The 23345-nt window shown below is 70.5% G+C and carries 25 protein-coding genes; 15 read left to right on the top strand and 10 right to left on the bottom strand.

The genetic code is table 11. The annotated features are described in order from the left end of the window. Positions 1-245: 245 nt before the first annotated feature. Complete coding sequence (pyrI, locus tag DVK06_RS04850; RefSeq protein ID WP_053771366.1) at positions 246-704, bottom strand: aspartate carbamoyltransferase regulatory subunit; 459 nt, start codon at positions 702-704, stop codon at positions 246-248. Next, positions 701-1642, bottom strand: coding sequence for an aspartate carbamoyltransferase (pyrB, locus tag DVK06_RS04845; RefSeq protein WP_121599500.1), 942 nt, complete (start codon positions 1640-1642; stop codon positions 701-703). Before pyrB ends, pyrI begins: the two co-directional genes overlap by 4 nt. Before the next feature lie 189 nt (positions 1643-1831). Between pyrB and DVK06_RS04840 the strand changes: the two genes are divergently transcribed. Further along, the gene (locus DVK06_RS04840) at positions 1832-2152 is read left to right on the top strand and encodes an ASCH domain-containing protein (RefSeq protein ID WP_121599499.1); all 321 of its coding nucleotides are present in this window, start codon (positions 1832-1834) and stop codon (positions 2150-2152) included. A 57-nt stretch (positions 2153-2209) separates the two neighbouring features. Here the strand turns inward: DVK06_RS04840 and DVK06_RS04835 are convergent, their stop codons facing one another. Continuing rightward, positions 2210-2551 carry a 2Fe-2S iron-sulfur cluster-binding protein gene (locus tag DVK06_RS04835; RefSeq protein ID WP_121599498.1) on the bottom strand — a complete coding sequence of 114 codons (342 nt, stop codon included), beginning with the start codon at positions 2549-2551 and terminating at the stop codon, positions 2210-2212. 158 nt (positions 2552-2709) lie between these two features. Here DVK06_RS04835 and DVK06_RS19225 point away from each other — a divergent pair, with 158 nt between their 5' ends. From DVK06_RS19225 to DVK06_RS04805, 6 genes are all read left to right on the top strand, one after another. Continuing rightward, on the top strand, positions 2710-2868 hold the full coding sequence (locus DVK06_RS19225) for a hypothetical protein (protein WP_233561609.1): 159 nt from the start codon (positions 2710-2712) through the stop codon (positions 2866-2868). Between the two features lie 178 nt (positions 2869-3046). Then, positions 3047-3289: an antitoxin VapB family protein gene (locus tag DVK06_RS04825; protein ID WP_053771361.1), complete on the top strand. Its 243-nt coding sequence runs from the start codon at positions 3047-3049 to the stop codon at positions 3287-3289. Further along, positions 3286-3678, top strand: a complete 393-nt coding sequence (locus DVK06_RS04820) for a PIN domain-containing protein (RefSeq protein ID WP_121599497.1) — start codon at positions 3286-3288, stop codon at positions 3676-3678. Before DVK06_RS04825 ends, DVK06_RS04820 begins: the two co-directional genes overlap by 4 nt. A 73-nt stretch (positions 3679-3751) precedes the next feature. Beyond that, the gene (gene mvaD, locus DVK06_RS04815) at positions 3752-4750 is read left to right on the top strand and encodes a phosphomevalonate decarboxylase MvaD (RefSeq protein WP_121599496.1); all 999 of its coding nucleotides are present in this window, start codon (positions 3752-3754) and stop codon (positions 4748-4750) included. Positions 4751-4878: 128 nt separating this feature from the next. Continuing rightward, entirely contained in the window at positions 4879-5202 is a 324-nt protein-coding gene (locus DVK06_RS04810) for a BolA family protein (protein ID WP_053771358.1), read from the top strand. 44 nt (positions 5203-5246) lie between these two features. After that, a complete protein-coding gene (locus tag DVK06_RS04805; RefSeq protein WP_394345492.1) occupies positions 5247-5780 on the top strand; it encodes a hypothetical protein in 534 nt (177 codons plus the stop codon). An 11-nt stretch (positions 5781-5791) separates the two neighbouring features. Here DVK06_RS04805 and DVK06_RS04800 read toward each other — a convergent pair whose 3' ends face one another. Continuing rightward, positions 5792-6382, bottom strand: a complete 591-nt coding sequence (locus tag DVK06_RS04800; RefSeq protein WP_121599494.1) for a hypothetical protein — start codon at positions 6380-6382, stop codon at positions 5792-5794. Positions 6383-6576: 194 nt separating this feature from the next. Here DVK06_RS04800 and DVK06_RS04795 point away from each other — a divergent pair, with 194 nt between their 5' ends. Beyond that, a complete protein-coding gene (locus tag DVK06_RS04795) occupies positions 6577-7986 on the top strand; it encodes an aspartate ammonia-lyase (RefSeq protein WP_121599493.1) in 1410 nt (469 codons plus the stop codon). 44 nt (positions 7987-8030) lie between these two features. Here the strand turns inward: DVK06_RS04795 and DVK06_RS04790 are convergent, their stop codons facing one another. Further along, positions 8031-8414, bottom strand: a complete 384-nt coding sequence (locus DVK06_RS04790) for an ACT domain-containing protein (protein ID WP_121599492.1) — start codon at positions 8412-8414, stop codon at positions 8031-8033. 139 nt (positions 8415-8553) lie between these two features. Here DVK06_RS04790 and sucC point away from each other — a divergent pair, with 139 nt between their 5' ends. From sucC to DVK06_RS04765, 5 genes are all read left to right on the top strand, one after another. Next, a complete protein-coding gene (sucC, locus tag DVK06_RS04785; RefSeq protein WP_053771354.1) occupies positions 8554-9699 on the top strand; it encodes an ADP-forming succinate--CoA ligase subunit beta in 1146 nt (381 codons plus the stop codon). Next, positions 9696-10565 carry a succinate--CoA ligase subunit alpha gene (gene sucD, locus DVK06_RS04780; protein WP_053771353.1) on the top strand — a complete coding sequence of 290 codons (870 nt, stop codon included), beginning with the start codon at positions 9696-9698 and terminating at the stop codon, positions 10563-10565. Before sucC ends, sucD begins: the two co-directional genes overlap by 4 nt. Positions 10566-10676: 111 nt before the next feature. Then, entirely contained in the window at positions 10677-13238 is a 2562-nt protein-coding gene (locus DVK06_RS04775; protein WP_121599491.1) for a GAF domain-containing protein, read from the top strand. A 73-nt stretch (positions 13239-13311) separates the two neighbouring features. Further along, complete coding sequence (locus DVK06_RS04770) at positions 13312-13632, top strand: hypothetical protein (RefSeq protein ID WP_053771351.1); 321 nt, start codon at positions 13312-13314, stop codon at positions 13630-13632. A 73-nt stretch (positions 13633-13705) separates the two neighbouring features. Beyond that, complete coding sequence (locus DVK06_RS04765) at positions 13706-15028, top strand: tRNA (N(6)-L-threonylcarbamoyladenosine(37)-C(2))-methylthiotransferase (protein WP_121599490.1); 1323 nt, start codon at positions 13706-13708, stop codon at positions 15026-15028. Positions 15029-15067: 39 nt separating this feature from the next. Here the strand turns inward: DVK06_RS04765 and DVK06_RS04760 are convergent, their stop codons facing one another. The 5 genes from DVK06_RS04760 to DVK06_RS04740 all read right to left on the bottom strand — a co-directional run bounded on the left by DVK06_RS04760 (position 15068) and on the right by DVK06_RS04740 (position 21196). Further along, positions 15068-16246, bottom strand: coding sequence for a sensor histidine kinase KdpD (locus DVK06_RS04760; RefSeq protein ID WP_121599489.1), 1179 nt, complete (start codon positions 16244-16246; stop codon positions 15068-15070). Positions 16247-16309: 63 nt separating this feature from the next. Continuing rightward, positions 16310-18379 (bottom strand): long-chain fatty acid--CoA ligase, encoded by a 2070-nt coding sequence (locus DVK06_RS04755; protein WP_121599488.1) that lies wholly within the window; start codon positions 18377-18379, stop codon positions 16310-16312. An 86-nt stretch (positions 18380-18465) separates the two neighbouring features. Further along, complete coding sequence (locus DVK06_RS04750) at positions 18466-19446, bottom strand: hypothetical protein (protein WP_121599487.1); 981 nt, start codon at positions 19444-19446, stop codon at positions 18466-18468. Between the two features lie 91 nt (positions 19447-19537). Beyond that, positions 19538-20380, bottom strand: coding sequence for a translation initiation factor eIF-2B (locus tag DVK06_RS04745; protein WP_053771346.1), 843 nt, complete (start codon positions 20378-20380; stop codon positions 19538-19540). A 57-nt stretch (positions 20381-20437) separates the two neighbouring features. Then, complete coding sequence (locus DVK06_RS04740) at positions 20438-21196, bottom strand: DUF726 domain-containing protein (protein ID WP_121599486.1); 759 nt, start codon at positions 21194-21196, stop codon at positions 20438-20440. A 249-nt stretch (positions 21197-21445) separates the two neighbouring features. On the opposite strand from DVK06_RS04740, the gene DVK06_RS04735 reads away from it, so the two are divergent. Beyond that, the gene (locus tag DVK06_RS04735) at positions 21446-21946 is read left to right on the top strand and encodes a hypothetical protein (RefSeq protein ID WP_121599485.1); all 501 of its coding nucleotides are present in this window, start codon (positions 21446-21448) and stop codon (positions 21944-21946) included. A gap of 448 nt (positions 21947-22394) precedes the next feature. Further along, entirely contained in the window at positions 22395-23333 is a 939-nt protein-coding gene (mch, locus tag DVK06_RS04730) for a methenyltetrahydromethanopterin cyclohydrolase (RefSeq protein WP_053771343.1), read from the top strand. Positions 23334-23345: the final 12 nt, after the last annotated feature.

Here is a 23345-nt window from a genome sequence, read left to right as displayed (position 1 = left end):
ATCGCCGAGCGGTGCGGTTCGGGGGCGATGCGGTCCGCGGAGGGCGCGGGCGCGGCGCCGCGGCGTTACTCGACTTCGACCGGCTGCTTGTCGCCGGCGAAGAGGAAGTACGCGAGCGCGACGAGCGACAGCACGAGGACGAGCTTGGCTTTCTTGCTCATGTTATATGGTTCGTGCGGCGGGCGCTAAAACTTACCGGAGGGCGCGCGTGAGAGACGGCCGCACGCCGACCCCCGGTCGGCGACTCAGACGTCGATGTGCTCGGCGATGTCGGACCGCAGGATCGTCGCGCAGTAGTCGCAGCGCACGCCGTCGGCGACCACGTCGAAGCGGGTCTCGACCGGCTCGCCGGCGTTCGTGATGCAGTTGCGGTTCGGACAGGAGAGCACCCCGGTCACGCCGTCGGGACGAGTGACGCGGTTCTTCTCGACCACCTCGAAGTCGCGGACGATGTTGATCGTCGCCTCCGGCGCGATGAGCGAGAGCACGTCGACCTCGGACTGCGACAGCTCCCGGTCCTCGACCTTCACGATGTCCTTGCGGCCGAGCCGGTCGGAGGGGACGTTCATCCCGACGGAGACGCCGAACCCCTCGGCGCCGTCGATGCCGAGGATGGCGAGGACGTTCAGCGCCTGCCCGGCCTCGACGTGGTCGATGACGGTGCCGTCGCGGATCTTCGAGACGCGGAGCTCGTGCTCGCTCATCGGTCCACCTCCGGCCCCTCGTCGGGGTCGGCGTTCTCTAAGAGGGTGTCGAGCAGCGCCATCCGGACCGGGATGCCGTTGTGGGCCTGCTCGAAGTAGCGCGCGTGGTCCGTCTCGTCGACGTCGGGCGCGATCTCGTCGACGCGCGGGAGCGGGTGCATGACGGTGAGGTCGTCGGCGGCGGCGTCGAGCGTCTCGGCGTCGATCCGGTACTCGCCGGCGACGCGGTGGTACTCGTTCTCGTCGGGGAACCGCTCCTTCTGGATCCGGGTGACGTAGAGCACGTCCAGATCGTCGAGGACGGGCGCTAAGTCCTCGTGCTCGCGGATCTGCGCGCCCGTCTCGTGCAGGTCGAAGCGGACCGACCGCGGGAGCCGTAGCGACTCGGGGCTGATGAAGTGCTGGTTGGCGTCGAACTCGGTGAGCGCGGCCGCCAGCGAGTGGACCGTCCGGCCGTACTTCAGGTCGCCCATGATCCCGATGGTGAGGTCGTCGAGCCCGTGGTCCTCGCGGATCGTGTGGAGGTCGAGCAGCGTCTGGGAGGGGTGCTGGCCCGCGCCGTCGCCGGCGTTGACGACGGGGACGTCCACGCGCTCGCCGGCCAGCGTCGCGGCGCCCTCGCTGGGGTGACGCAGGACGAGGGCGTCCGCGTACCCCTCGATGACGCGGACGGTGTCGGACAGCGACTCGCCCTTGGAGACGGACGAGGAGTCGACGTCGCCCATGTCGATGGTGTTCATCCCGAGGCGCTTCGCCGCGCTGTCGAAGCTCATCCGCGTCCGCGTGCTGGGCTCGAAGAAGCAGAGCGCGAGCACGCGACCGGCGTGCCGGTCCGCGTAGGCGGCGGGGTCGTCGGCGACCGCTCGGGCCCGGTCGAGCACGGCCTCGATGTCATCCCGCGAGAGCTGGGTCGCGGTGATGAGGTGGTCCTGTCGCATCGTCTGAGATGGGACTCGGCAGTATCTTGAATCCCTCGGCTCCGGCCGCAGCGCGGGTATTCACGGACGTGGGCACCGGCGAGACGACCGTTTCGATATCCGTAACGCCGCCCCGATCGCACGGACCGGCGACCGGGTCGAGCGCCGACCGCCGCCGATCATAAGGCGCCGCGGACCGAACCGATCCGCATGTCCGAGAATGATCCGGCCGACCTGCTGCCGAACGACCGCGTGAAGCAGAGGGCGCTCGACGGCGACGTGACGCAGCTCCACCGCGGGAACCGCTACGGCGACGAGGGCGACACCTTCGAGGTCGACGGCGTCGCGTTCGAACTGACGGAGGTCACCGAGCGCACGCTCGGCGACATGACCGACGAGGACGCGAAGCGGGAGGGGTCGCCCTCGCTGGAGGCGTACAAAGAGCGGATGGTCCGCGCGCACGGCGGCAGCTTCGAGTGGGACGACGACGCCGACGTGGTGCGACACCGCTTCGAGCGCGTCGACGAGTAGCTGACCGACAAGTAGCGGACCGATCACCGGACGGCGACCGGCGGCCGCCGAGCCGACTCAGTCGTCGTCCGCGGCCGCGCCGTCGCCCTCTCCCGCGGCGGTCGCCGCGTCGTCCTCGATGCTCGGCGGGTACTTCCCGCGGTCGAGCTTCAGGTCCGACTGCGGGCGGGCCATACAGGTGAGCGCGTACTCCTCGGCCTCCTCGTCGGTGAGGCCGCGGGCCGCGGGCTGGGTCACCTCGCCCTCGACGATCTCCGCCGAGCAGGCGAGACACATCCCGACGCGGCAGGAGTACTCCTGGGCGATCCCCTCGTCGAAGCAGGCGCTGAGGATCGTCTCCGTGTCGGCCACCTCGATCGTCTCGCCGGTGCCGACGAACTCGACGGTGTACTTGGTCATGGCGCCGAGTACCCGCCGCCCCGTCAAAAAGGGTTCCCCTCAATCTCGTCGCCGTCTCGGGAACGGAAGCGAGTGAGAGAGATAGTGAGTTATCTGGGACAAGTTAATTCCTCTATTTCGGTTTTTTTTATAAACGGGGCAACTATCCCACCCCATCGATGGTCCTCGCACCCTCAGCGACGCAGCTACCGACGTATCGGATCTGGGGCGCTACTGTCGCCCGCGACGAACTGCTCTTGTTGGCGACGCTGCTCGTCCTGTGGGCGACACTCGGCAGATGGGTGTATAAAGACGCGAAGGACAGAGGCAGCGACTGAGCGTGGCAATGGGGGTTCGGCACTCCGCTAACGGTGATCGCGGGGTTGGACGTGATGCTGCTGGTTGTCGTGATTTATTTGCTAGTCCGTGAATCGGCGTAGAGTGACCTGCCGTCGGGTCGTAACCTCGATTTCGGTGCTGACATTTTTAAATATACACACGCAACTGTGTACTGTAATGTCGACGAAAACGATCTCGCTCGACGAAGAGGCCTACGAGCGGCTCAAATCGCACAAGCGGGAGGGTGAGTCGTTTTCCGACGTGGTCAAACGGATCGCCGGTGAGCGATCGTGGACGGAAGTCGCAGGAATTCTCTCCGAAGAGGAGGGCGACGAGCTCGAATCTCTCGTGGAGGAGGGGCGGTCTCGTTCTCGCGACCGGCGCGAACAGATCGACGCAGATGTACGGGACGTCGAATGATCGAGGACACCGCCTTCATCATCGACGTTCTACACGACGATCGGGACGCAGTCCGATACCTCGATCTCATCGAACGGGAGAATCGTCCCGAGAAGATCTCCTCGATAACGGTACTCGAACTGTACGAAGCGGTTCCACAGTTGAACGCTCCTGAAGAGCGCCGACAAGCGATCCTCGACGTGCTCGACACGCGCCACGCGGTCGTCGCCGACGAGACCGTAATGCGAAAGGCCGGGAAGATCTCCGGCTCGCTTCGCGCTCGGGGTGAGGAGATCGACAGAGAGGATTGTATCATCGGGGCGACAGCGCTTTTGAACGACGAGCCGGTCGTGACCCGCAACCGCGATCACTTCGAGCGCATCGACGGCCTCGACGTCGAGACGTACTGAGCGCTCGTCGACGGCTGTCGGTTCCCTCCCACCTATCGCAACGACTAATCCCCCGCCGGACGCTTCCCGAGGTATGACCGGCAAGGCCACCGCGCGAGCCCACCCGATCCAGGGGCTCGTCAAGTACCACGGCATGCGGGACGCGGAGCTTCGGCTCCCGTACCACGACAGCATCAGCCTCTGTACCGCCCCGACCGCGACGACGACCACCGTCGAGTGGCGGCCCGACGCGAGCGAGGACACCTACGTCATCGGCGGCGAGGAGGTCGACGGGCGCGCCGCCGAGCGCATCGACATGGTGGTCGACCACGTCCGCGACCTGGCCGGGGTCGACGCCGCGGTCCGGCTGGAGAGCGAGAACTCCTTCCCGTCGAACATCGGCTTCGGTTCCTCGTCGTCCGGGTTCGCGGCCGCCGCGCTCGCCCTGACCGAGGCCGCCGGGCTCGACATGACGCTCGCCGAGGTCTCCACGGTCGCCCGCCGCGGCTCCTCGTCGGCGGCGCGCTCGGTGACGGGCGCGTACTCGCGGCTCGACGCCGGGCTCAACGACGAGGACTGCCGCTCGCATCGGCTCGACGTGGGCGTGAGCGACGACGGCTTCGACCCCGAGGAGGACCTCCGGATCGTCGCCGCGCACGTCCCGGCGTACAAGGAGACGGAGGAGGCGCACCGCGAGGCCGCCGCGAGCCACATGATGCAGGCGCGGACCGCGCACGTCCAGGACCAGCTGGTCGAGATGACCGACGCGCTCCGCGCGGGCTCCTTCGAGCGGATCTTCGAGACCGCCGAACACGACTCGCTCTCGCTGACGGCCACGACGATGACCGGCCCCGCGGGGTGGGTGTACTGGCAGCCCGAGACGATCGCGGTGTTCAACGCGGTCCGCGAGCTGCGCGAGTCGGGCGTCCCGGTCTACTTCTCGACCGACACCGGCGCGTCGGTGTACGTGAACACGCCCGCAGACCACGCCGACGAGGTGGAGAGCCGGGTCGCGGAGGTCGGGATCGACACCGACGTCTGGGAGGTCGGCGGCCCGGCGCGCGTCCTCGACGAGAGCGAGGCGCTCTTCTAGCGAACGGTCGGGAGACGGGGTCGCTCCGGCTGCGACCCGAGTCCGCGACTCGTGGACGCCGTCTGACACGGGCTCTCCAGGCTCGACCGGGCCGGTCGACTTTTGGCCGTTCGCGTCCGAGCGAGACCATGACCATCGCACCCGACGACGTCGCGGACCTCATCGAGGAGCACCTCCCGGACGCGGTCGCCAGCGTGACCGCGCCCAGGATCCACGACGACGAGGACGAGGACGCCCACTTCGCGGCCGTCGTCGTCTCGCCCGCTTTCGAGGGCGAGTCGCTCGTCGACCAGCACCAGTTAGTGTACGACGCGGTCGGCGACCACATGACCCGGTCCGTCCACGCCCTGGAGATCAAGACGTACACCCCTGAAGCGTACGCGGAACACGGCGACGGCGCCCTCGACGACGACCTCCGCGAGGCCGGGCTGCTCCCGGTCGACGAGGCCTGATCGCCGACCCCGGTCCCGTCGAACCACTCTCGCCCTCCATGCCGATCCCATCCGCAGCCGTGCGCGCCGCACGCGGGGTCCTCGCCGCCGTCTCGCTGTTGGCGTTCCTCGCGGCCTTCCTCGCCGCCGAAGCGCGCCTCGCGTCACCGACCGTCCTCGCCGCCCTCACCGCGGTCGGGACGCTCGCGATGCTGGCGGCGGCCGGCCGCTCGGGACTCCGTCGACTGGTCCTCGGGAGCGACTCCGGCTCCGACGAGACCGAGGACTCTCCCGCCGAAGCGGACGCCTGGCTCGGCGAGTCGGCCGAGGAGACGCCGTGGACCGACCGCGCCGACCGCGCCGACACCGAGGCCGAGGCCGACTGGCCGCTCGCGCGGCTCGAACCGGCGCTCGACGACGCGTGGAACCGGTACTCGGACGCCGCGCTGACGCTCGGGCTGGCGGCCCTCGGCGTCGGGTCCTTCGTCCTCCTCGCCGTCCACCCGGGCGACGAGCCGCCGCTCGGGCTGGTGCTCTCGCTGCTGTTCGGTCTCAACGGGGCGCTCGTGACGCTCCCGTTTCTGTTTACCGAGGATTGACGAGCTTCCGGTCAGCCGTCGCCGTCCGGGGTCGCCCCGTCGGTTTCGGCGGCTTCGGCGGTGTCGCCGTCGGATCCCTCGTCCGCGACGCGGTCGGCGACCAGCTCGGCCAGCGGGTCGACCGTGACCGTCAGGCGGGCGACGAGGAACACCACGGGGACGAGTGCGACGAACAGGAACCCGGCGTCGTACGCCCATGCGGCGCCGTCCAGGACGGGGACCGCGACGCCGGCGAGCCCGCGGTACGCGACGAGGACGGCCCCGAAGACGACGAGCCAGTGGACGATACCGCCCGCGTTCTCGACGATCCGGTCGGACCGGGCGTCGCCCTCGGCGTCGGGTTCGGCCAGCGCCAGCCGCGTCAGCAGCGCGAACTTCGGCGCCGCGTACAGGAGGGTGCCCGCCACCGCGAGCGCGACGACCGCCGTCGCGACGGCGGCGAACGTCGCGGGCGCGAAGGGGACGAGTCGGTCGACGCCCGGCAGCAGTGTGACGACCGCGAGGACGCCGACTATCGCCAGCGCGCCGATGAGGAGCCTGCTCGTCGACCGGACGGTGTCGCGGTCGAGCGCCGCGCCGATCGCTGAGTCGTTCGAGCTCATGTGCGCCCGGCCGTTGCGGACGGACCGACATAGAAGCCGGAAGCGTTTGCGCCGATTTTCGGCCGTTTTCGCTCGGCTTAACGCCTCGCTCCGACATCGTCTCGCGGTAGCAATTGTCTCGGTAGCAGCCCGCACGATCCCGCGCGCTGCCGGCTTCCAGTACCTTTTACAGCGTCTCGCGGGAAGGTCGGCGCATGGGTGACGACTACCGCACGGAAGAGGACAGCCTCGGCGAGATGCAGGTGCCGGCGGACGCCTACTGGGGCGCACAGACCCAGCGCGCCGTCGAGAACTTCCCCGTCTCGGGGATCCCGATGAGCCGACGGTTCATCCGCGCGCTCGGCGTCGTGAAGAAGGCGGCCGCGCAGGCGAACCGCGACCTCGGGCTCATCGAGGACGACACCGCGGAGGCGATCGTCGCCGCCGCCGACGAGGTGATCGCCGGCGAGCACGACGACCAGTTCCCGGTCGACGTGTTCCAGACCGGCTCCGGCACCTCCTCGAACATGAACGCCAACGAGGTGATCGCCAACCGCGCCGCCGAGATCGCCGGCGCGGAGATCGGCGACCGCGTCGTCCACCCCAACGACCACGTCAACTACGGCCAGTCGTCGAACGACGTGATCCCCACGGCGATGCACGTCGCCGCGCTCGAAGCGGTCGAGAAGGACCTCGTGCCGGCCTTAGAGACGCTCCACGCCGAGCTGGAGGCGAAGGAGGCGGAGTTCGACGGCGTCGTCAAGACCGGCCGGACGCACCTCCAGGACGCGACGCCGATCCGGCTCGGCCAGGAGTTCGGCGGCTACCGCACGCAGGTCGCGAAGGGCATCGAGCGCGCCGAGGGCGTCCAGTCGAACCTCCGCGAGCTCGCCCTCGGCGGCACGGCTGTCGGGACCGGGCTCAACACCCACCCCGACTTCCCGGAGCTCGCCGCGGAGTACATCTCCGACGAGACCGGGACCGAGTTCCGCGAGGCGGCGAACCACTTCGAGGCGCAGGCGGCCCACGACGCGATGGCGGAGGGCCACGGCGCGCTCAAGACCATCGCCGGCAGCCTCAACAAGATGGCCAACGACCTCCGGCTCCTCGCCTCCGGGCCGCGGAACGGCCTGGGCGAGATAGAGCAGCCCGAGAACCAGCCCGGCTCCTCGATCATGCCCGGGAAGATCAACCCGGTCGTCGCCGAGTCGGTCAACCAGGTCCACAAGCAGGTCGTCGGCAACGACGCCGCCGTCTCCGCGGGCGCCGCGCGCGGCGAGATCGACTTGAACCTCTACAAGCCCGTCATCGCGCACAACTTCCTCGAATCGGCGGCGCTGCTCTCGAACGTCGCCGAGACGTTCGGCGAGCGCTTCGTCGGGAAGCTGGAGGCCAACGAGGAGTTCGCCCGCGAGCGCGTCGAGCAGTCGATGGCGCTGGCGACGGCGCTCAACCCCGCGATCGGCTACGACAAGGCCAGTAAGGTCGCGAAGACGGCCCTGAAGGAGGGCAAGAGCGTGCGCGAGGCCGCCGTCGAGGCCGGCTACCTCACCGAGGAGGAGGCCGACGAGGTCCTCGACCCCGAGGCGATGACCCATCGCGTCATCCTCGGCGACGAGGACTGACGGGGTCGAGCGTCCCCCGAGAGGCGCCCTCCGTTTCCCCGCCGTCAGTCGACGATTTCGCAGCCAAGGGCCTCCAGCCGCCGCACGGCGGCCGGCAGGTCGTCGTCCCCGACGAACACGTGGTCCGTCGCGAACGACGAGACGACGAACACCGAGACGTCGACCTCGGCGAGCCCCGTCGCGACCGCCGCGAGGAAGCCGACGAGCTCGAAGGGGAGGTCCATCTCGAAGGTCAGGCGCCTCCAGCCGGGCTCGACCGCGGCGGCGTCGACCGCGTCGACATCGCCCTCTTCCACGACGACCGTCGTCTCGCCGTCCGCGCGGACCGTCGCGAACGCGTCCGGGTGTCCGCGGTCGGTCCGGCACACCGCGTACGTCTCGTCCGACACGCTGACCGCGCCGCCGTCGAGGAACTCGGCCGGATCCATGCGGGCCGCAGGCGCCCGCGGGGCAAAAAGGCGCGCCGTCCGCCGACCCCGCCGCGACCGGTCCGCTCCGTCCCGCGGTCGCCGCGGTTCGCGCCGAATCGGAACCATTTAAGCCGGTGTCGGTACCGATCCCACACGGATGAAACTTCACGAGTATCAAGCGAAGTCTCTCTTCGCGGACGCCGGGATCCCGGTTCCGGACTCCCGGCTCGCGACGAGCGTCGAGGACGCCCTCGACGCCGTCGACGAGATCGGCTACCCGGCCGCGATCAAGGCGCAGGTCCACGTGGGCGGCCGCGGCAAGGCCGGCGGGATCAAGATCGCGACGGACCGCGAGGAGGCCGAGCAGTACGCCGACGAGATCCTCGGGATGGACCTCAAGGGGTACACGGTCGACCAGGTCCTCGTCGAGGCGGGCGTCGACTTCGTCGACGAGCTGTACGTCGGCGTCACGATGGACCGCGGCGAGGGCAAGCCGGTCCTGATGGTGTCGACCGAGGGCGGCGTCAACATCGAGGAGGTCGCCGAGGAGAACCCCGACGCCATCGCGCGCGAACACGTCGACCCCGCGTTCGGGCTCCACCCCTACCAGGCCCGGAAGGTCGTCTACGAGGCCGGCGTCGACGCCGACGTGGCGCTCGACGTAGCGTCGATCCTCTCGACGCTGTACGAGCTCTACGAGGAGAACGACGCCTCGGAGATCGAGGTCAACCCCGTCATGATCACGAGCGACCGCGACGTGATCGCGGCCGACGCCGTGATGAACATCGACGAGGACGCGCTGTTCCGCCAGCCCGACCTCGCCGACATGGCCGAGGAGTCCTACGAGGACGACCTCGAACGCAAGGCCGGCGAGTACGGCTTCGACTACGTCCGCCTCTCCGGGAACGTCGGGATCATCGGCAACGGCGCCGGGCTCGTGATGACGACGCTCGACCTGGTCGACTACTACGGCGGCGCGCCCGCTAACTTCCTCGACATCGGCGGCGGCGCCAAGGCCGAGCGCGTCGCGAACGCGCTCGACATGGTGTTCTCCGACGACAACGTCGACGCGGTCGTCTTCAACATCTTCGGCGGGATCACCCGCGGCGACGAGGTCGCGAAGGGGATCAACGAGGCCCTCGAACAGTTCGACGAGATCCCGAAGAAGGTGGTCGTCCGCCTCGCCGGGACGAACGCCGAGGAGGGGATGGAGATTCTGAACACCGACCTCGTCGAGGTCGAGAAGACGCTGGAGGACGCGGTCCAGCGCGCGGTCGCGAACGCCGAGGAGGTGACCCAATGAGCATTTTCGTCGACGACGACACCAGAGTGGTGGTCCAGGGGATCACCGGCGGGGAGGGCAAGTTCCACGCCGGACAGATGATCGAGTACGGCACCAACGTCGTCGCCGGTGCGGTGCCCGGCAAGGGCGGCCAGGAGGTCCACGGCGTCCCCGTCTACGACACCGTGGACGAGGCCGTCGAGGCCGAGGACGCGGACGCCTCCGTGATCTTCGTGCCGCCCGCGTTCGCCGCGGACGCGGTCTTCGAGTCGCTCGATACCGACCTCGACCTCGCGGTCGCGATCACCGAGGGCATCCCGACCCAGGACATGGCGAAGGTGAACAAGCGCCTCGGCGAGACCGACACCCGCCTCATCGGCCCGAACTGTCCGGGGATTATCACGCCGGGCGAGGCGAAACTCGGCATCCTGCCGGGGAACATCTTCTCCGAGGGCAACGTCGGGCTCGTCTCCCGCTCCGGCACGCTCACCTACCAGGTCGTCGACAACCTCACCGAGCGCGGGCTCGGCCAGTCGACCGCCATCGGCATCGGGGGCGACCCGATCATCGGCACCTCGTTCGTCGACGCGTTAGAGGCGTTCGAGGCCGACCCCGACACCGACGCCGTCGTGATGTGCGGCGAGATCGGCGGCGAGGACGAGGAACAGGCGGCGAGGTTCATCGGCGAGCACATGGACACGCCGGTCGCCGGCTTCATCGCCGGCCGCACCGCCCCGCCGGGCAAGCGCATGGGTCACGCCGGCGCCATCGTCTCGGGCTCCGGGACGGGCACGGCGCAGTCGAAGATCGACGCGCTCAACGACGCGGGCGTCCCCGTCGGCGACACCCCCGAAGAGGTCGCCGACCACGTCGAGGACTTCCTGTAGGGACAACTCCTCCCTTCTATCTCGTTTTGTCCGTTTGCGGCGTAGGGGTCCGATTTTCAGGAGCGGTAGCCGGAGCGAAAGCTAAAATTACCGCTAGGGAAACACACGCATATGAACTCCGGTCCCGACGACTCGGCGACGGACGCCGACGCGGCCGCCGCAGGCGCGTCGGGACCGACGGACGCCGGGAGCCGCGTCCTGTTCGTGGACGACGAACCGGGGGCGGCGGACCTCGCCGCCACGCACGTGGAGCGCCTGTTGGACGGCGTCGAGACGGTCACCAGGATGTCACCGGAGGCGGCGTTCGACGTGGTCCGGAGCGAGCGCGTCGACTGCGTCGTCAGCGACTTCGACATGCCGGGCAAGGACGGACTGGCGTTCCTCGAGGCGGTCCGCGAGGTCGACCCCGGCCTCCCGTTCGTGCTGTTCACTGGGAAAGGGAGCGAGGAGATCGCGAGCGAGGCCATCTCCGCCGGCGTCACCGACTACCTCCAGAAGGGCGCCGGACGCGACCGCTACGAGATGCTCGCCAACAGCGTCGCGAACGCGCTCGGCCGGCGGCGGGCCGAGCGCGACCTCCGCGACGTGAACGCGAAGGTCACGGCGATCCACGAGTTCGCGGCCGAGCTGGCGTCCGCGACCGACGTGGCGACGGTGTTCGACCGCACGGTCGACGCGGCCGAGGACATCTTGGAGTTCGACCGCTGCGTCACCGCCCGCCGCCGCGGCGACCGGGTCGTCCCTGCCGTCCTCTCCGACAGCGTCACCGAGGACGAGGTCCGGACGTTCGACGTCGGCGAGGGCGTCGTCGGGACCACGGTCGCCGAGCAGGAGACGATGGTGGTCGACAACCTCAGCGTCGACCCCGCCGACCCGGACGAACTGGAGGACCCGGCTTCCCCGGGGCGGACCGTCGGCGGGGCCGACCGGCGGGAGGGCTCGGACGTCGCCGACCCGGTCGCCGACGACATCCGGTCGGCGATCAGCGTCCCGATCGGGTCGCACGGCGTGTTACAGGCCGTCTCGAACGGCTACGCCGCGTTCGACGACCGCGACGTCGAGTTCGCGGAGCTGCTCGCGTCCCACGCGGCCAACGCCATCGAGCAGATCGAGACGGAGACCGCGCTCCGCCGGGAGCGCGACCGACTGACGGCGCTGTTCCACGACCTCCCGCTCCCGGCGGTGCGCACCGTCGCGCTCGGGGAGGGCGAGCGCCGCCTCGACGCCGCGAACGACGCGTTCGAAGACACGTTCGGCTACGGCGCCGACAGCGGGTACGAAGCGGTCCGCGAGGCGGTCGTCCCGGACGGCGCCGACCGGCTTGACCCGGAGACGGTGCTGGAACGCGACGAGCCCTCGCGGCTCGAAGTGCGCCGCCGGACCGCCGACGGGATTCGCGACTTCATCCTCCACGTGATCCCCGTCAAGCAGTCGGACGAGACCGTCATCTACAGCGTCTACGCCGACATCGAGGAGCAGAAACGCGTCGAGCGGACGCTGCGTCGGCTCCACGCGACGACCCGCGAGATGTTCGGCGGCGACGACCGCGAGGAGATCGCCGCGGTGGCCGCGCGCGCGGCCATCGACATCCTGGGGTTCCCGAACAGCGGCGTCCGGTTGTACGACCCCGAGGCGAACGTGCTCCACCCGACGGCGATTAGCGAGGAGGCGACGGCGGCCTTCGGCGACAGACCCCCGTTCGGGCCGGGCGACGGTCGGGTCTGGGAGGCGTTCGAGTCCGGCCAGCCGATCGTGGTCGACGACCTCGCCGGGATCGACACCGCGGTCGGGTACGGCGACCTCCGGAGCCTCCTCGTCGTGCCGCTCGGCGAGCACGGCGCGATGCCGCTCGGGTCGCGCGAACCGGGCTTCTTCGACGAGACCGACCTCCAACTGGCGCGCGTCCTCGCCGCGAACGTCACCGTCGCGCTCGATCACGCTGAGCGGACCGAACAGCTCCGCGACCGGGACGCCGCGCTCCAGCGCGAGATCGATCGCTTAGAGAAGTTCGCCGGCCTGGTCTCGCACGACCTCCGGAACCCGCTCAACGTCGCCGCCGGTCGGACCGACCTGGCGCGCTCGCTGACCGACGACGAGGCGGTCCTCGGCGAACTCGACCGGGTCGAGGACGCGCACGAGCGGATGAGCCAGCTGATAGACGACCTCCTCGCGCTGGCCCGCCAGGGCCGGACGGTCGACGAGATCGAGTCCGTCCCGCTGGACGAGGCCGCCGAGCGCGCGTGGCGCACGGTCGACACGGGGGACGCGACGCTCGACGCGGCCGACGCGTCGTCGACCGTCGAGGCCGACCCGGAGCGGCTCCGCACGCTGTTCGAGAACCTGTTCACGAACAGCGTGGAACACGGTTCCACGAGCAGCCGGACGGAGTCCGGCGACAGCGTGGAACACGGCTCTGACAGCGAGGCCGGGGCCGACGACGGACTCACCGTGACCGTCGGCTCCCTTCCCGACGGGTTCTACGTCGCGGACGACGGGGCCGGGTTCGATATCGACCCGGAGGAGGCGACGGAGTACGGCCGGTCGAGCACGGAGCGGGGGACCGGGTTCGGCCTCGCGATCGTGCGCGAGATAGCGGCCGCACACGGCTGGGAGCTCTCGATCGACGGCGACGACGGGGCCCGGTTCGAGTTTCGCGCCCGAGCTACTATATAACGATCTGGTTGCCGTGCGCACTCGGCGCACAGGCGGGCCACGGTTATGCGCGAATCGCCCTTGTAGGTAATGTATGGACGAAGGAACCCGCGAGCTGCTCGAACCGCTCCCGCCGAGCGCCAAGCTGGTCTACTACGTGCTCGACGCGGAGGGCCGGTTCGACCAGACGGGCCTCGCCGATGCGACGCGCCTCTCGACGCGCACCGTCCGGTTCGCGGTCGAGAAGCTCACGGAGGTCGGCCTCGTCGAGGAGGGCCTGTGCCCCCGCGACGCCCGCCGCTCCGTCTACCAGGCCGTGCCGCCCGCGGAGCGCGACCCCGTCGACGAACCCGAGGCGACCGCCGACTCCGCCACCGAGGCCGACGCCCCGGCCGCCGCGGTCGCCGAGGACTGAACCCGGTCCGCGCCGAACCGACGCCCGGATCCGTCGCGCTTTTGCCCCCGCGACCGGTAGTGAGGGCACTCCGATGGCGACGTACCACATCGAAACCTACGGCTGTAGCTCGAACCGGGGAGAGAGCCGGGAGATCGAGCGCGCCCTCCGCGACGGCGGGCACCGACCGGCCGACGGCCCCGACGACGCGGACGTCGCCATCCTCAACACCTGTACCGTCGTCGAGAAGACCGAGCGCAACATGCTTCGGCGCGCGGAGGAGCTGGCCGAGACGACCGCCGAACTCGTCGTCACCGGCTGTATGGCGCTCGCGCAGGGCGACCTGTTCGACGAGGCGGACGTCGACGCCGAGATCCTCCACTGGGACGAGGTCCCCGAATACGTGCTCAACGGGGAGTGCCCGACGGTCACGCCCGACGCGGAGCCGGTCCTCGACGGCGTCGTCGGCATCCTCCCCATCGCGCGCGGCTGTATGAGCAACTGCTCGTACTGTATCACTAAGTTCGCCACCGGTCGCGTCGACTCGCCGTCGGTCGAGGAGAACGTCGAGAAGGCCCGCGCTCTCGTCCACGCCGGCGCGAAGGAGATCCGCGTCACCGGCCAGGACACGGGCGTCTACGGCTGGGACGACGGCGAGCGGAAGCTCCCGGAGCTGCTCGACCGGATCTGCGACATCGACGGCGACTTCCGGGTCCGGCTGGGCATGGCGAACCCCGGCGGCATCCACGGGATCCACGAGGAGCTGGCTGACGTGTTCGCCGCGAACGAGGAGCTGTACGACTTCATCCACGCGCCGGTCCAGTCCGGCTCCGACGACGTGCTTGCGGACATGCGCCGGCAGCACCGCGTCGACAAGTTCCGCGAGATCGTCGCGACGTTCGACGACCGGCTCGACCACTGGACGCTCTCGACGGACTTCATCGTCGGCTTCCCCACCGAGGACGAGGCCGACCACGAGCTGTCGATGGACCTCCTCGCCGAGGTCCGCCCGGAGAAGATCAACGTCACCCGCTTCTCGAAGCGCCCCGGCACCGACGCCGCCGACATGAAGGGCCTCGGCGGGACGGTCAAGAAAGAGCGCTCGAAGGCGATGTCCGAGCTCAAGATGGAGGTCGTCGGCGAGGCGTACGAGTCGATGGTCGGCGAGACGTTCGAGGCCCTCGTCGTCGAGGAGGGCACCGGCGACTCCGTGAAGTGCCGCGACGGCGCCTACCGACAGATAATCGTCCAGAACGCCGCCGAGCGCGGGGTCGAAGTCGGCGACTTCGTCACGGTCGAGGTCACCGGGCACAACACCGTGTACGCGTTCGGCGACCCCGTGGTGACCGGGCGCGACCCCGTCGACGGCGACGTCGAGCGGGACGACCGGCCCGAGTCGACGGCCTCGTCCGCGTGATGGTCCGAGGCACCTCGTTCTAACCGGGCGATGCGGGGCTCAGGCGGACTCGTCCGCTTCCGGGTCCCCCGTTCCGGCGCCTGCGACGTCCGGGTCCCCCCACATCGCGGCCCGTCTCGCTCGTCTCCTGAGTTCGGCGGCCTCCGGGACGGGCCCGCTCGGGCCGTCGGATTCCGGGCGGTCCGGGAGCCGGATCCGGACGACGGTCCCGCGCGGGTCGTTCTCCGCGAACTCGACCGCCCCGCCGCCCCGGGTCACCGTCCAGTAGATCAGCCACAGCCCGAGTCCCTCGGTGTGTTCGAGCGGCGTCTCTTCGGCGTTCCGAAGCGTCTCTCGCTCGGTCGCCGGAAGCCCGCCGCCGGTGTCCGCGACGACGAGGGTCGTCGCGTCGCCGTCGCGTCCCACGCACACCGTGACGGTCACGTCGTCGCCGTTGTGCTCGACCGCGTTCCGGAGCGCCTCCTCGAACGCGAGCGGCAGCGACGGGTGCGCGCGGACGATACGCCGGTCCGGTAGCTCCGTCTCGATCGCCGCCTCGGGGTCCTCCGCGGTCACCCGGTCAACCCGCTCCCGAACGAGGGGGACGAGGTCGAACGACTGGAGCGACCCGGTCCGCCAGATCGACGCGATGCGGCGCGTCCGCTCGCTCGTCTCGGAGAGCTCCGACAGGTGGTCGCGAACGATTGTGGCGCGCTCCGCGACTTCCGCGTCGTCCTCCACGTCCTCGATCCCGTCGAGGTAGCCGAGCGCGACCGACAGCTCGTTCCGGATGTTGTGGCGCAGCACGCGGTCGTTGATCGAGAGCAGGGTCGCCAGCTCCTGCGCCTCCGCGAGCTGCTCGTCGGCCTTCACCGCGTACGGCCCCGCCCGGGACCCGACCGCCGCGCCGAGGCTCGTGGCGAACGCGATCAGGAAGGGGAGCTTGAACGCGTGGTGTTCGAGCAGCCAGATGAGCCAGACGACGCCGGCGAGCGAGGCGAACGAGAGGGCGGTGAGGGCGGCGATCCGGACCGCTCGCCACCGCCCGGATTGGGAGATACCCCAGCCCGGGAGGTCGTACACCGTGTAGAAGACGAAGCCGGAGAGCCCGACGATCAACGTCGATTCGAGCAGCGGGCCCACGCCTCCCCCCTGCGACGCCAAGTGGCCGGCGCCGAGCCCGGCACACAGGGTGCCGAGCGCGGCGAACCCGACTCGGGGGGTGACGATGGAAGCCATCGGGCACCGTACTCCCCCACGACGGTTATGGGTTTCCCGACGGAACGTCCGCGACGGCCGAGGTCAGCCGTCGTCGTAGATCATCTCGACCTCGTCGGCGAACCGGTCCAGGATGTTCCGCCGCTTCTTCTTCATCGTCGGCGTGAGCAGGTCGTTCGCCTCGGTGAATTCCTCTTCGACGAGGCGGAACTGCTTGATCTTCTCGTAGGACTCGAACTCCTCGTTCACGCGGTCGACCTCCGCCTGGATGCGCTCCCGGACGCGGTCGTCGCGGCAGACCGCCGCGCGGTCCTCGGGGAGGTCGACCCCGTTCTCGTCGGCCCACGCCGCCACCCGCTCGAAGTTCGGGACGATGAGCGCCGAGACGAACTTCCGGCCGTCGCCGAGGACGACGCACTGCTCGACGAACTCGTTGGCGGCGAATCGGTCCTCGATCGGCCCGGGCGCGACGTTCTTGCCGGTCGAGAGCACGAGCAGCTGCTTGGCGCGCTCGCGGAAGGCGACGTACCCGTCCGGGCGGAGCTGGACGATGTCGCCGGTGCGGAACCACGGCTCCGCGGCGGCGGCCTCCGCGTCGCCCCCGTCGTCCGACCCGCCGACGCCGATGCGCTCGTCGGCCGGGGTCCCGGCGGTCACGACGTCGGGGGGAAGCTCGTCCGCGTCGACGAACGCCTCCGCGGTCGCGTCCGGGCGGTTCCAGTAGCCGTCGCTCACCTGCGGGCCGCGGACGAGCAGCTCGCCGACGTCGCCGGCGAGGTCGGCGACCTCCTCGCCGACGACGGAGCCGTCGATCGCTATCTCGGTGTCGACCACCGGCGGCCCGATGGTGCCGACCTTCGGCTCCTCGGGCGGGTTGACGCTGATGACCGGCGAGGTCTCGGTCAGCCCGTACCCCTCCAGGATCGGCAGGTCCATCGCGTGGTACAGCGCGCACAGCTCGGCCGACAGCGACCCGCCGCCCGAGATGAAGAACTCGATGTTGCCGCCGATCGCCTCGCGGACCGACGAGAAGACGAGCCGGTCGGCGACCGCCCGCTTGGCGTCGAGCAGGGGGCCGGGACTGTCGGCCTCGTGGTGGGCGCGCCCCACGTCGACCGCCCACTCGAAGATGCGTTCCTTGACGGGCGACTCGCTCGCCTGCTCGCGGATCGCGTCGTACAGCTTCTCGTAGACCCGCGGGACGCTGGTCGTCGTCGTCGGGCGCACGAGCCCGAAGTCCTCCCGGAGCGTGTCCGGACTCTCGGCGTAGGCGACCGTCGCGCCCGCGGCGAACATCATGTAGTGGCCGGCCATCCGCTCGAAGACGTGCGCGAGGGGCAGGAACGAGAGCGTGGTCGACTCGGCGGAGATCCCGGGGACCGACGGGTCGCGGTCGGGCCGGTCGGCGAAGCGCCGGTAGCACTGCGAGACGTTGTCGCGGAAGTTCGCGTGCGTGAGCCGGACGCCCTTCGGCTTCCCGGTGGTTCCCGAGGTGTATATCAGGCTGGCGAGGTCGCCGACCTCGACCGCGTCGACCCACCCCTCGTAGGTCGCCTCGTCGAACGCCTCGGCGCCGAGCTCGTGGACGTCGCCGAGGCCGTACACGTCGTCGAGGTCGTCGGCCTCGACCGCGTCGCCGTCGACCTCGTCGACGGTCACTATCGCGTCGAGGTCGTGGTCGAGGTCGCCGCGTACCGCGAGCACGTCCGCCAGCATCTCGGCGTTCTCGGCGACGACGACCGTCGCCTCCGGGTCCTCCAGCAGGTAGCGCAACTGGCTCGGCGACGACGAGGCGTACACCGTCGTCACGACGGCGCCCGCGGCCAGCGCCGCGAAGTCGGTCTGGGCCCACTCCATGCGGGTCTGCGAGTACATCGCCACCCGCGTGTCGGCGTCGACGCCCAACTCGCGGAACCCGGCCGCGAGGTTCCGGACTATCCCGCGCATCTCGGCGTACGTCAGGTCGGCGTAGTCGCCGGCCGGCGCCGGCGGAACCACCCCGGCGGCGACGAGCGACCGGTCGTCGGTGCCGCCCTTGTACCGCTGAGCGATCCGGTCCGCGTGCCGCTCCGCGGTGCGTTCGAACATCTCGGGGAGCGTCTCCCGGGCGATGGCCTCGTCCGTGAACGCTCGTTCCGCCGCTTGCCAACTCATACACCCTCAGTCCCGCCCTACCTTCATAAACAAACCGGTAGTTTGTAGTTTCTCGCCGCCACCTCCTCCGCTTCCCGCGTCGGCAGTCAGTCGCTGCCGGCGATCCGTCTGCCGACGCGGTCCCTGTCCGCGCGGACTTCGTCGGCTATCTCCGCGACCTGCGCCAACACCGGGTAGCGAGGTCCGTCCTCGGCGCCGTAGAGGTAGTCGTGGAACGGGTGGCCGCTCTCCCCGTCGAGCGGCGACTCCGGGGACAGCGGCGGGTCGTCGAGCGAGCGCTGCCGGTCGGCGGCGAGTTCGTCGCACTCCCGTTCCAAATCCGTCAGTCGGTTCCAGACGTCTATCGCCGCGTCGGCCTCGCCGTCAGACCGGATCCCGTCCAGGTGGCCGACCAGGCACCGGCGGCGTCGATCGATCACCGACAGCGCCGCCTCGCGGTCGTCCAGCTCGTCGATCTCCGTCCCGATCGCGTCGGCGAGCCGCTCGCGGGCGTCCGCGGCGCGCCGGCTCCGGTCGACGAGCGCCGACTGTGCGCCGCTCGACAGGGCGCCGTCGGTCGCCAGCGCGGTCGCCGCGTCGGGCCCGAGCTCGGCCGCCAGGCTCTCCGCGGGCGTCTCGTCGTACTCGGCCCGGTAGTGCGGCAGCGACATGACCGTGTCGCGGTACGCGGCCATCACCCGCCTGAGGGTGACGCTCCGGCCGCTCGGCCCCCCGCCCGGCGGGTCGCCGCCGTCGCCGTCGATCCGACGGAGGGCGCCGGCCGGTACCCCGGTCGGCGTCGCGTCCGCCGCGACGGAGACGGCGTCGATCTGCGCCACGCGGTCGGCGAACGACTCGAACGCGTCCCGCTCGTCGAGGACGCGGCGGCGCTCGCGGCGGCAGGCGGACTCGGCGTCGCGCACGTACGCGAACGCGAGCAGCGTGAGCACCCCGACGAGCGCGACCGCCGTGACGACCCCCGGTTCCGTCGCGATCGCGCCCAGCTCGCACCAGCCGCTCGAACACCCCTCCGTCAGTCCCCGATCGGGGATCTGAAACACCGCCGCCGAACCCGGCTGAACAGTCATTTGGGTCTGTTAACACGGTACACACACAAAGCGCTTTGGTCTCGTCGGCGGCGTTGGCCGGTCAACGGCGGCTTCTGTCCCGGCTCCGGGGTCAGTTCCGGACGCCGTCGTCGGTTATCACGGTGTCGACCATCCCGATCGGCGTGGCGTCGTAGCTCGGGTTCTCGATCTCCACGTCCTCGACGGGCTCGCGCATCACCTCGACGGCGTCGCGGAACTCGTTTTCGAACCGGAACTCCTCGATGGTCTTCGCGCCCGAGCCGACCGCGGTGACGGGCACGCCGAGTTCGCGGGCGGTGACGACCAGCGGGAACGTGCCGACGCGGTTGTAGTAGGTCCCGCCGGTGATGCAGGTGATCCCCAGCAGGACGCGGTCGCAGTCGCGGAGCGCGTACCCCATCGCGCCGTCGACGACCATCCGCGTCTCGACGCGCGACATCCCGGCGAGGACGCGCGCGGTCTTGCGCCCGAGGGTCCGCGGGCGCGCCTCGGTGACGTAGACGGTGAGGTGGGCGCCGTCGCGGGCGGCGTCCTCGATGGCTTCGAGCACGGTCGTCGAGTAGTCGTGGACGAGCAGCGTGTCGCCGTCGTCGAGGTGTTCGGCCGCGTTGGCGGCCGCCTCCCCCTTGGCCGTCTCGATGTCGTCGACCACGCGGGCGATCACGTCCTCCAGCAGCTGTTTCGCGCCCTCGACGCTCGTCGCCTCGCCGACGATCGAGCGCTCGACCTCGCGCATCGCGTTGTGGAGCGCCGCGTGGGAGGGGTTCGAGCGGCGCAGCACGCCCGCGTTGTGTTCGAGGTCGCGCTCGAACTCGTCGACGGTCACGTACTCGCGGTCCAGCAGGTCCGCGAGCGACCGCGTCGCCTTCACGGCCACCGCGGACGTGCTGTGGGTCCGCATCGCCCGGATCTCGGCGACGGTCTCGTCGATCATGCCCCAACGGTCGACCGCGCTGGTAAAAGGGGTTCCGGGGACGCGTCGGCGCGCCGACTATTCGAGCCCCAGACGCTCGACCGCGCGCGGCACGCACCCCGCCTCGGGCTCGACGTACGAGTAGTGGTCCGCGACCAGGTCGGTGACGTCGACGTCGGCGTAGCCGTCCGGCGCGGTCGCCGACTCCGGGAGCCCGCCGTGGCCGACCGCCCGGGTCCGGTCCGACGCGCGGTACACCCAGCCGAGCACGCGGTCGTTCCGGCTGTGGAAGCTGTAGACGGGGGCGTCGAGCGCCGCGATCGCCTCCCCGTACCGCCCGTCGGCCCCGACGCTCTCGTCCGGGACCGCGCCGCCGAACAGCGACGCCGAGGCGAGGACGCCCGTCCGCCCGCGGGCCGCCAGCTTCCGGAGCGTCGCCCCCGTCACGCGGGCCCCGAGCGAGTGGGCGAACAGGTGGACCGGCCGGCCGTCCTCGTCCGCCCACGCCGTCAGCCAGTCCGCGAGCGGCGCGGCGTTGGCGTCGGCGGTCTCCTTCGCCGGCCCCCAGTCGACGTTCGACGCCCACGAGTAGCCGATCACCGGGCGGGCGCCCCCGACCGCGGCGTCGTCCTCCGCTACCGCCGCCTCGGTTCTCGTCTCCTCGCCCGTCGCCGCGGCGAGCGCGAGTCGAGCGGTGTACGCCTGGTCGCGCGCCGACTCGGCGTCCGCGCCCAGCCCGTGGACGTACAGGACCACGGAGTCGGCGCCGCCGAACGCCCACGACCCCGAGCGCTCGGTCGGGTCGGCGGCGTCGAGGCGCCCGCGCGTCGACACCATCGGCTGCGTCTCCGGCGCGTCGTACCCGCCGAAGTCGCCGTCGAGCGCGTTCGCGACGTAGAGGCCGCCGCCGCCGAGGAGCCCGACGCCGCCCGCGACGCCGTAGAGGAGTCGGCGTCGGGTGATGAGACCGCCCGCGTCGTCGGCGCCGTCCCGCGAGGTGTCGGAGGAGATACCGATCCCTCGCCCCGAACGATCAAATAGCTGACGCGGCGACGGCTGTATATCGGTCGCTCCCCTACGAGGGGTATGAGCTACCCGGTCACGTACTACTGTCCCCACTGCGGGACGCTCGTCGCGCTCGAACGCGAGGGGTACCTCGCGGACAAGTCGGTGACTCCGTACCCGATGGAGGGGTGGACGTACGTCGCGCCGACGGAGCCGTTCGACGCCGAGGCGGGAGACGACGATGTGGACGACGGCGAGGACGCGGACGACGCGGTCGAAGCCGACGGCGTCCGGTTCGTCTGCGGCGAGAGCGACGGCGTCGACTGGGATCCCCACGACGGTGTCCGCGGCACCGATGTCGGCGGCGACGAGCCCTATCGCGAGCCGGACGCGGACGGCGTCGGCTGCGGCGAGACCTTTTACCTCTCGTTCGTCCGCTACGAGGAGGGCCGCGAGATCGACCCGGAAGCGGAGTCGGAGCCCGTCGCGATCAACCCCGATCCGCGCCCGAGCGGGCCGCGTGGCCCCTCCGGCCCCGGCGAGGCCGGCGGGCCGAGCGACTCCGACGGCGGCTTCTGGTGAGTACACGTCTGAAGCTCTCTTCGACTACTCGCGAACGACTGAGAGCGGATCGCCGGAGAACACCTCCAAAGCCCCAGCCGCTCGGCGATACGTTGCTACCGCCGCGGCAGACACCCCCAAAGCCCCAGCCGCGAGGACCCCGTACGCTCGCTGCGCTCCTCACTCGTCGCTTCGCTCTCTCGTTGCGGTGCTTGCGTCGTCGAGCTTCGTCCTCCCGGCTGCCCCTTTGAGTCCCACCCCGCACAGCACAGCAACCGCACCTCACACCTCCCCAGCCTCGTCGGTGGTTCTCCGCTTCGCTCCGAACCACCGACTCCCTCGCGCGTGCTCCTCGCACCCTACCGGGCGCTCGGAGGCACGCGCCACCGCATCGTTCGGTCGGCCGACCCCTGAGAGCTCCCGAGCCGAACAGCCAAACGCCTTAAACGGTGAGCGAGTAGGCCGGGACATGGAGAGCATCAACCGGACCGCGATCGAGCTGGTCGACGAGGCGCTCGATTTCGCCGGCGAGCTGGACGTCGTCGGCTACGAGCTTGACAACGGCGCCACGGTCGTCGACTTCGGTGTCGACGCGGCCGGCGGCGTCGAAGCGGGACTGCTGCTCGCGGAGATACAGACCGCCGGGCTGGCGAACCTCCAGACCCGGATGGGCGAGCTCGCGGGCGCGCCCCGCCAGTACGTCGAGCTGTCGACCGACCACCCCGCTGTCGCGCTGCTGTGCTCGCAGAAGGCGGGCTGGGAGATCACCACCGAGGGCGGCTTCGAGGGGCTCGGCTCCGGGCCGGCCCGCGCGCTCGTCGGCCGCGAGACGGAGTTCGAGCGCGTCGGCTACTACGACTCCTCGGAGTTCGCCACGCTGGCGGTCGAGTCGACGGCGCTGCCCGACGAGGCGGTGGCCGAGCAGGTCGCCGAGTTGGCCGAGGTCGACACCGACGGCGTGTTCCTCCCGGCGTTCGCCACCGGCTCGACCGCGGGCTCCGTCACCACGGCGGCCCGCGCCGCCGAGCTCGCCGTCTTCCGCCTGCTGGAGATCGGCTACGAGCCCACGGACGTGCTCCACGCCTCGGGGTCCGCGCCGCTCGCGCCCGCGACCCGCGACGAGACGGAGGCGATGGGGCGCACGAACGACGCGCTCGCGTACGGCGGCGAAGTCCACCTCCAGGTCGCCCGCGACGACGACCGCTTCGACGAGATCGTCTCGACCGCCGGCGAGGAGTACGGGACGCCCTTCGTGGAGGTGTTCGAGGACGCGGACTGGGACTTCTACGACGTGCCCGAGAGCGTCTTCGCCCCGGCGCAGGTCACCGTCGACGTGGTCGACGGCCCCGTCTACACCGTCGGCGAGACCGACGAGGAACTGCTCGCGGAGTCGTTCGGCTACCGCTGAGCGCCCGCGAGG

This window comes from Halorubrum sp. Atlit-28R, from assembly GCF_003665955.1.
Classification (GTDB): domain Archaea; phylum Halobacteriota; class Halobacteria; order Halobacteriales; family Haloferacaceae; genus Halorubrum; species Halorubrum tropicale.
This window is presented reverse-complemented; position numbering and strand designations above follow the sequence as displayed.

Bases quoted from the DNA above. Each gene is read 5' to 3' on its own strand.
- sucC (WP_053771354.1), top strand. From the start codon at position 8,554: ATGAAACTTCACGAGTATCAAGCGAAGTCTCTCTTCGCGGACGCCGGG.
- DVK06_RS19225 (WP_233561609.1), top strand. From the start codon at position 2,710: ATGGTCCTCGCACCCTCAGCGACGCAGCTACCGACGTATCGGATCTGG.
- DVK06_RS04750 (WP_121599487.1), bottom strand. From the start codon at position 19,446: ATGACTGTTCAGCCGGGTTCGGCGGCGGTGTTTCAGATCCCCGATCGG.
- DVK06_RS04735 (WP_121599485.1), top strand. From the start codon at position 21,446: ATGAGCTACCCGGTCACGTACTACTGTCCCCACTGCGGGACGCTCGTC.
- DVK06_RS04810 (WP_053771358.1), top strand. From the start codon at position 4,879: ATGACCATCGCACCCGACGACGTCGCGGACCTCATCGAGGAGCACCTC.
- DVK06_RS04765 (WP_121599490.1), top strand. From the start codon at position 13,706: ATGGCGACGTACCACATCGAAACCTACGGCTGTAGCTCGAACCGGGGA.
- sucD (WP_053771353.1), top strand. From the start codon at position 9,696: ATGAGCATTTTCGTCGACGACGACACCAGAGTGGTGGTCCAGGGGATC.
- DVK06_RS04745 (WP_053771346.1), bottom strand. From the start codon at position 20,380: ATGATCGACGAGACCGTCGCCGAGATCCGGGCGATGCGGACCCACAGC.
- DVK06_RS04760 (WP_121599489.1), bottom strand. From the start codon at position 16,246: ATGGCTTCCATCGTCACCCCCCGAGTCGGGTTCGCCGCGCTCGGCACC.
- DVK06_RS04770 (WP_053771351.1), top strand. From the start codon at position 13,312: ATGGACGAAGGAACCCGCGAGCTGCTCGAACCGCTCCCGCCGAGCGCC.
- pyrB (WP_121599500.1), bottom strand. From the start codon at position 1,642: ATGCGACAGGACCACCTCATCACCGCGACCCAGCTCTCGCGGGATGAC.
- DVK06_RS04740 (WP_121599486.1), bottom strand. From the start codon at position 21,196: ATGGTGTCGACGCGCGGGCGCCTCGACGCCGCCGACCCGACCGAGCGC.
- DVK06_RS04835 (WP_121599498.1), bottom strand. From the start codon at position 2,551: ATGACCAAGTACACCGTCGAGTTCGTCGGCACCGGCGAGACGATCGAG.
- DVK06_RS04800 (WP_121599494.1), bottom strand. From the start codon at position 6,382: ATGAGCTCGAACGACTCAGCGATCGGCGCGGCGCTCGACCGCGACACC.
- DVK06_RS04795 (WP_121599493.1), top strand. From the start codon at position 6,577: ATGGGTGACGACTACCGCACGGAAGAGGACAGCCTCGGCGAGATGCAG.
- DVK06_RS04840 (WP_121599499.1), top strand. From the start codon at position 1,832: ATGTCCGAGAATGATCCGGCCGACCTGCTGCCGAACGACCGCGTGAAG.
- mch (WP_053771343.1), top strand. From the start codon at position 22,395: ATGGAGAGCATCAACCGGACCGCGATCGAGCTGGTCGACGAGGCGCTC.
- DVK06_RS04775 (WP_121599491.1), top strand. From the start codon at position 10,677: ATGAACTCCGGTCCCGACGACTCGGCGACGGACGCCGACGCGGCCGCC.
- DVK06_RS04825 (WP_053771361.1), top strand. From the start codon at position 3,047: ATGTCGACGAAAACGATCTCGCTCGACGAAGAGGCCTACGAGCGGCTC.
- DVK06_RS04820 (WP_121599497.1), top strand. From the start codon at position 3,286: ATGATCGAGGACACCGCCTTCATCATCGACGTTCTACACGACGATCGG.
- DVK06_RS04755 (WP_121599488.1), bottom strand. From the start codon at position 18,379: ATGAGTTGGCAAGCGGCGGAACGAGCGTTCACGGACGAGGCCATCGCC.
- mvaD (WP_121599496.1), top strand. From the start codon at position 3,752: ATGACCGGCAAGGCCACCGCGCGAGCCCACCCGATCCAGGGGCTCGTC.
- DVK06_RS04790 (WP_121599492.1), bottom strand. From the start codon at position 8,414: ATGGATCCGGCCGAGTTCCTCGACGGCGGCGCGGTCAGCGTGTCGGAC.
- pyrI (WP_053771366.1), bottom strand. From the start codon at position 704: ATGAGCGAGCACGAGCTCCGCGTCTCGAAGATCCGCGACGGCACCGTC.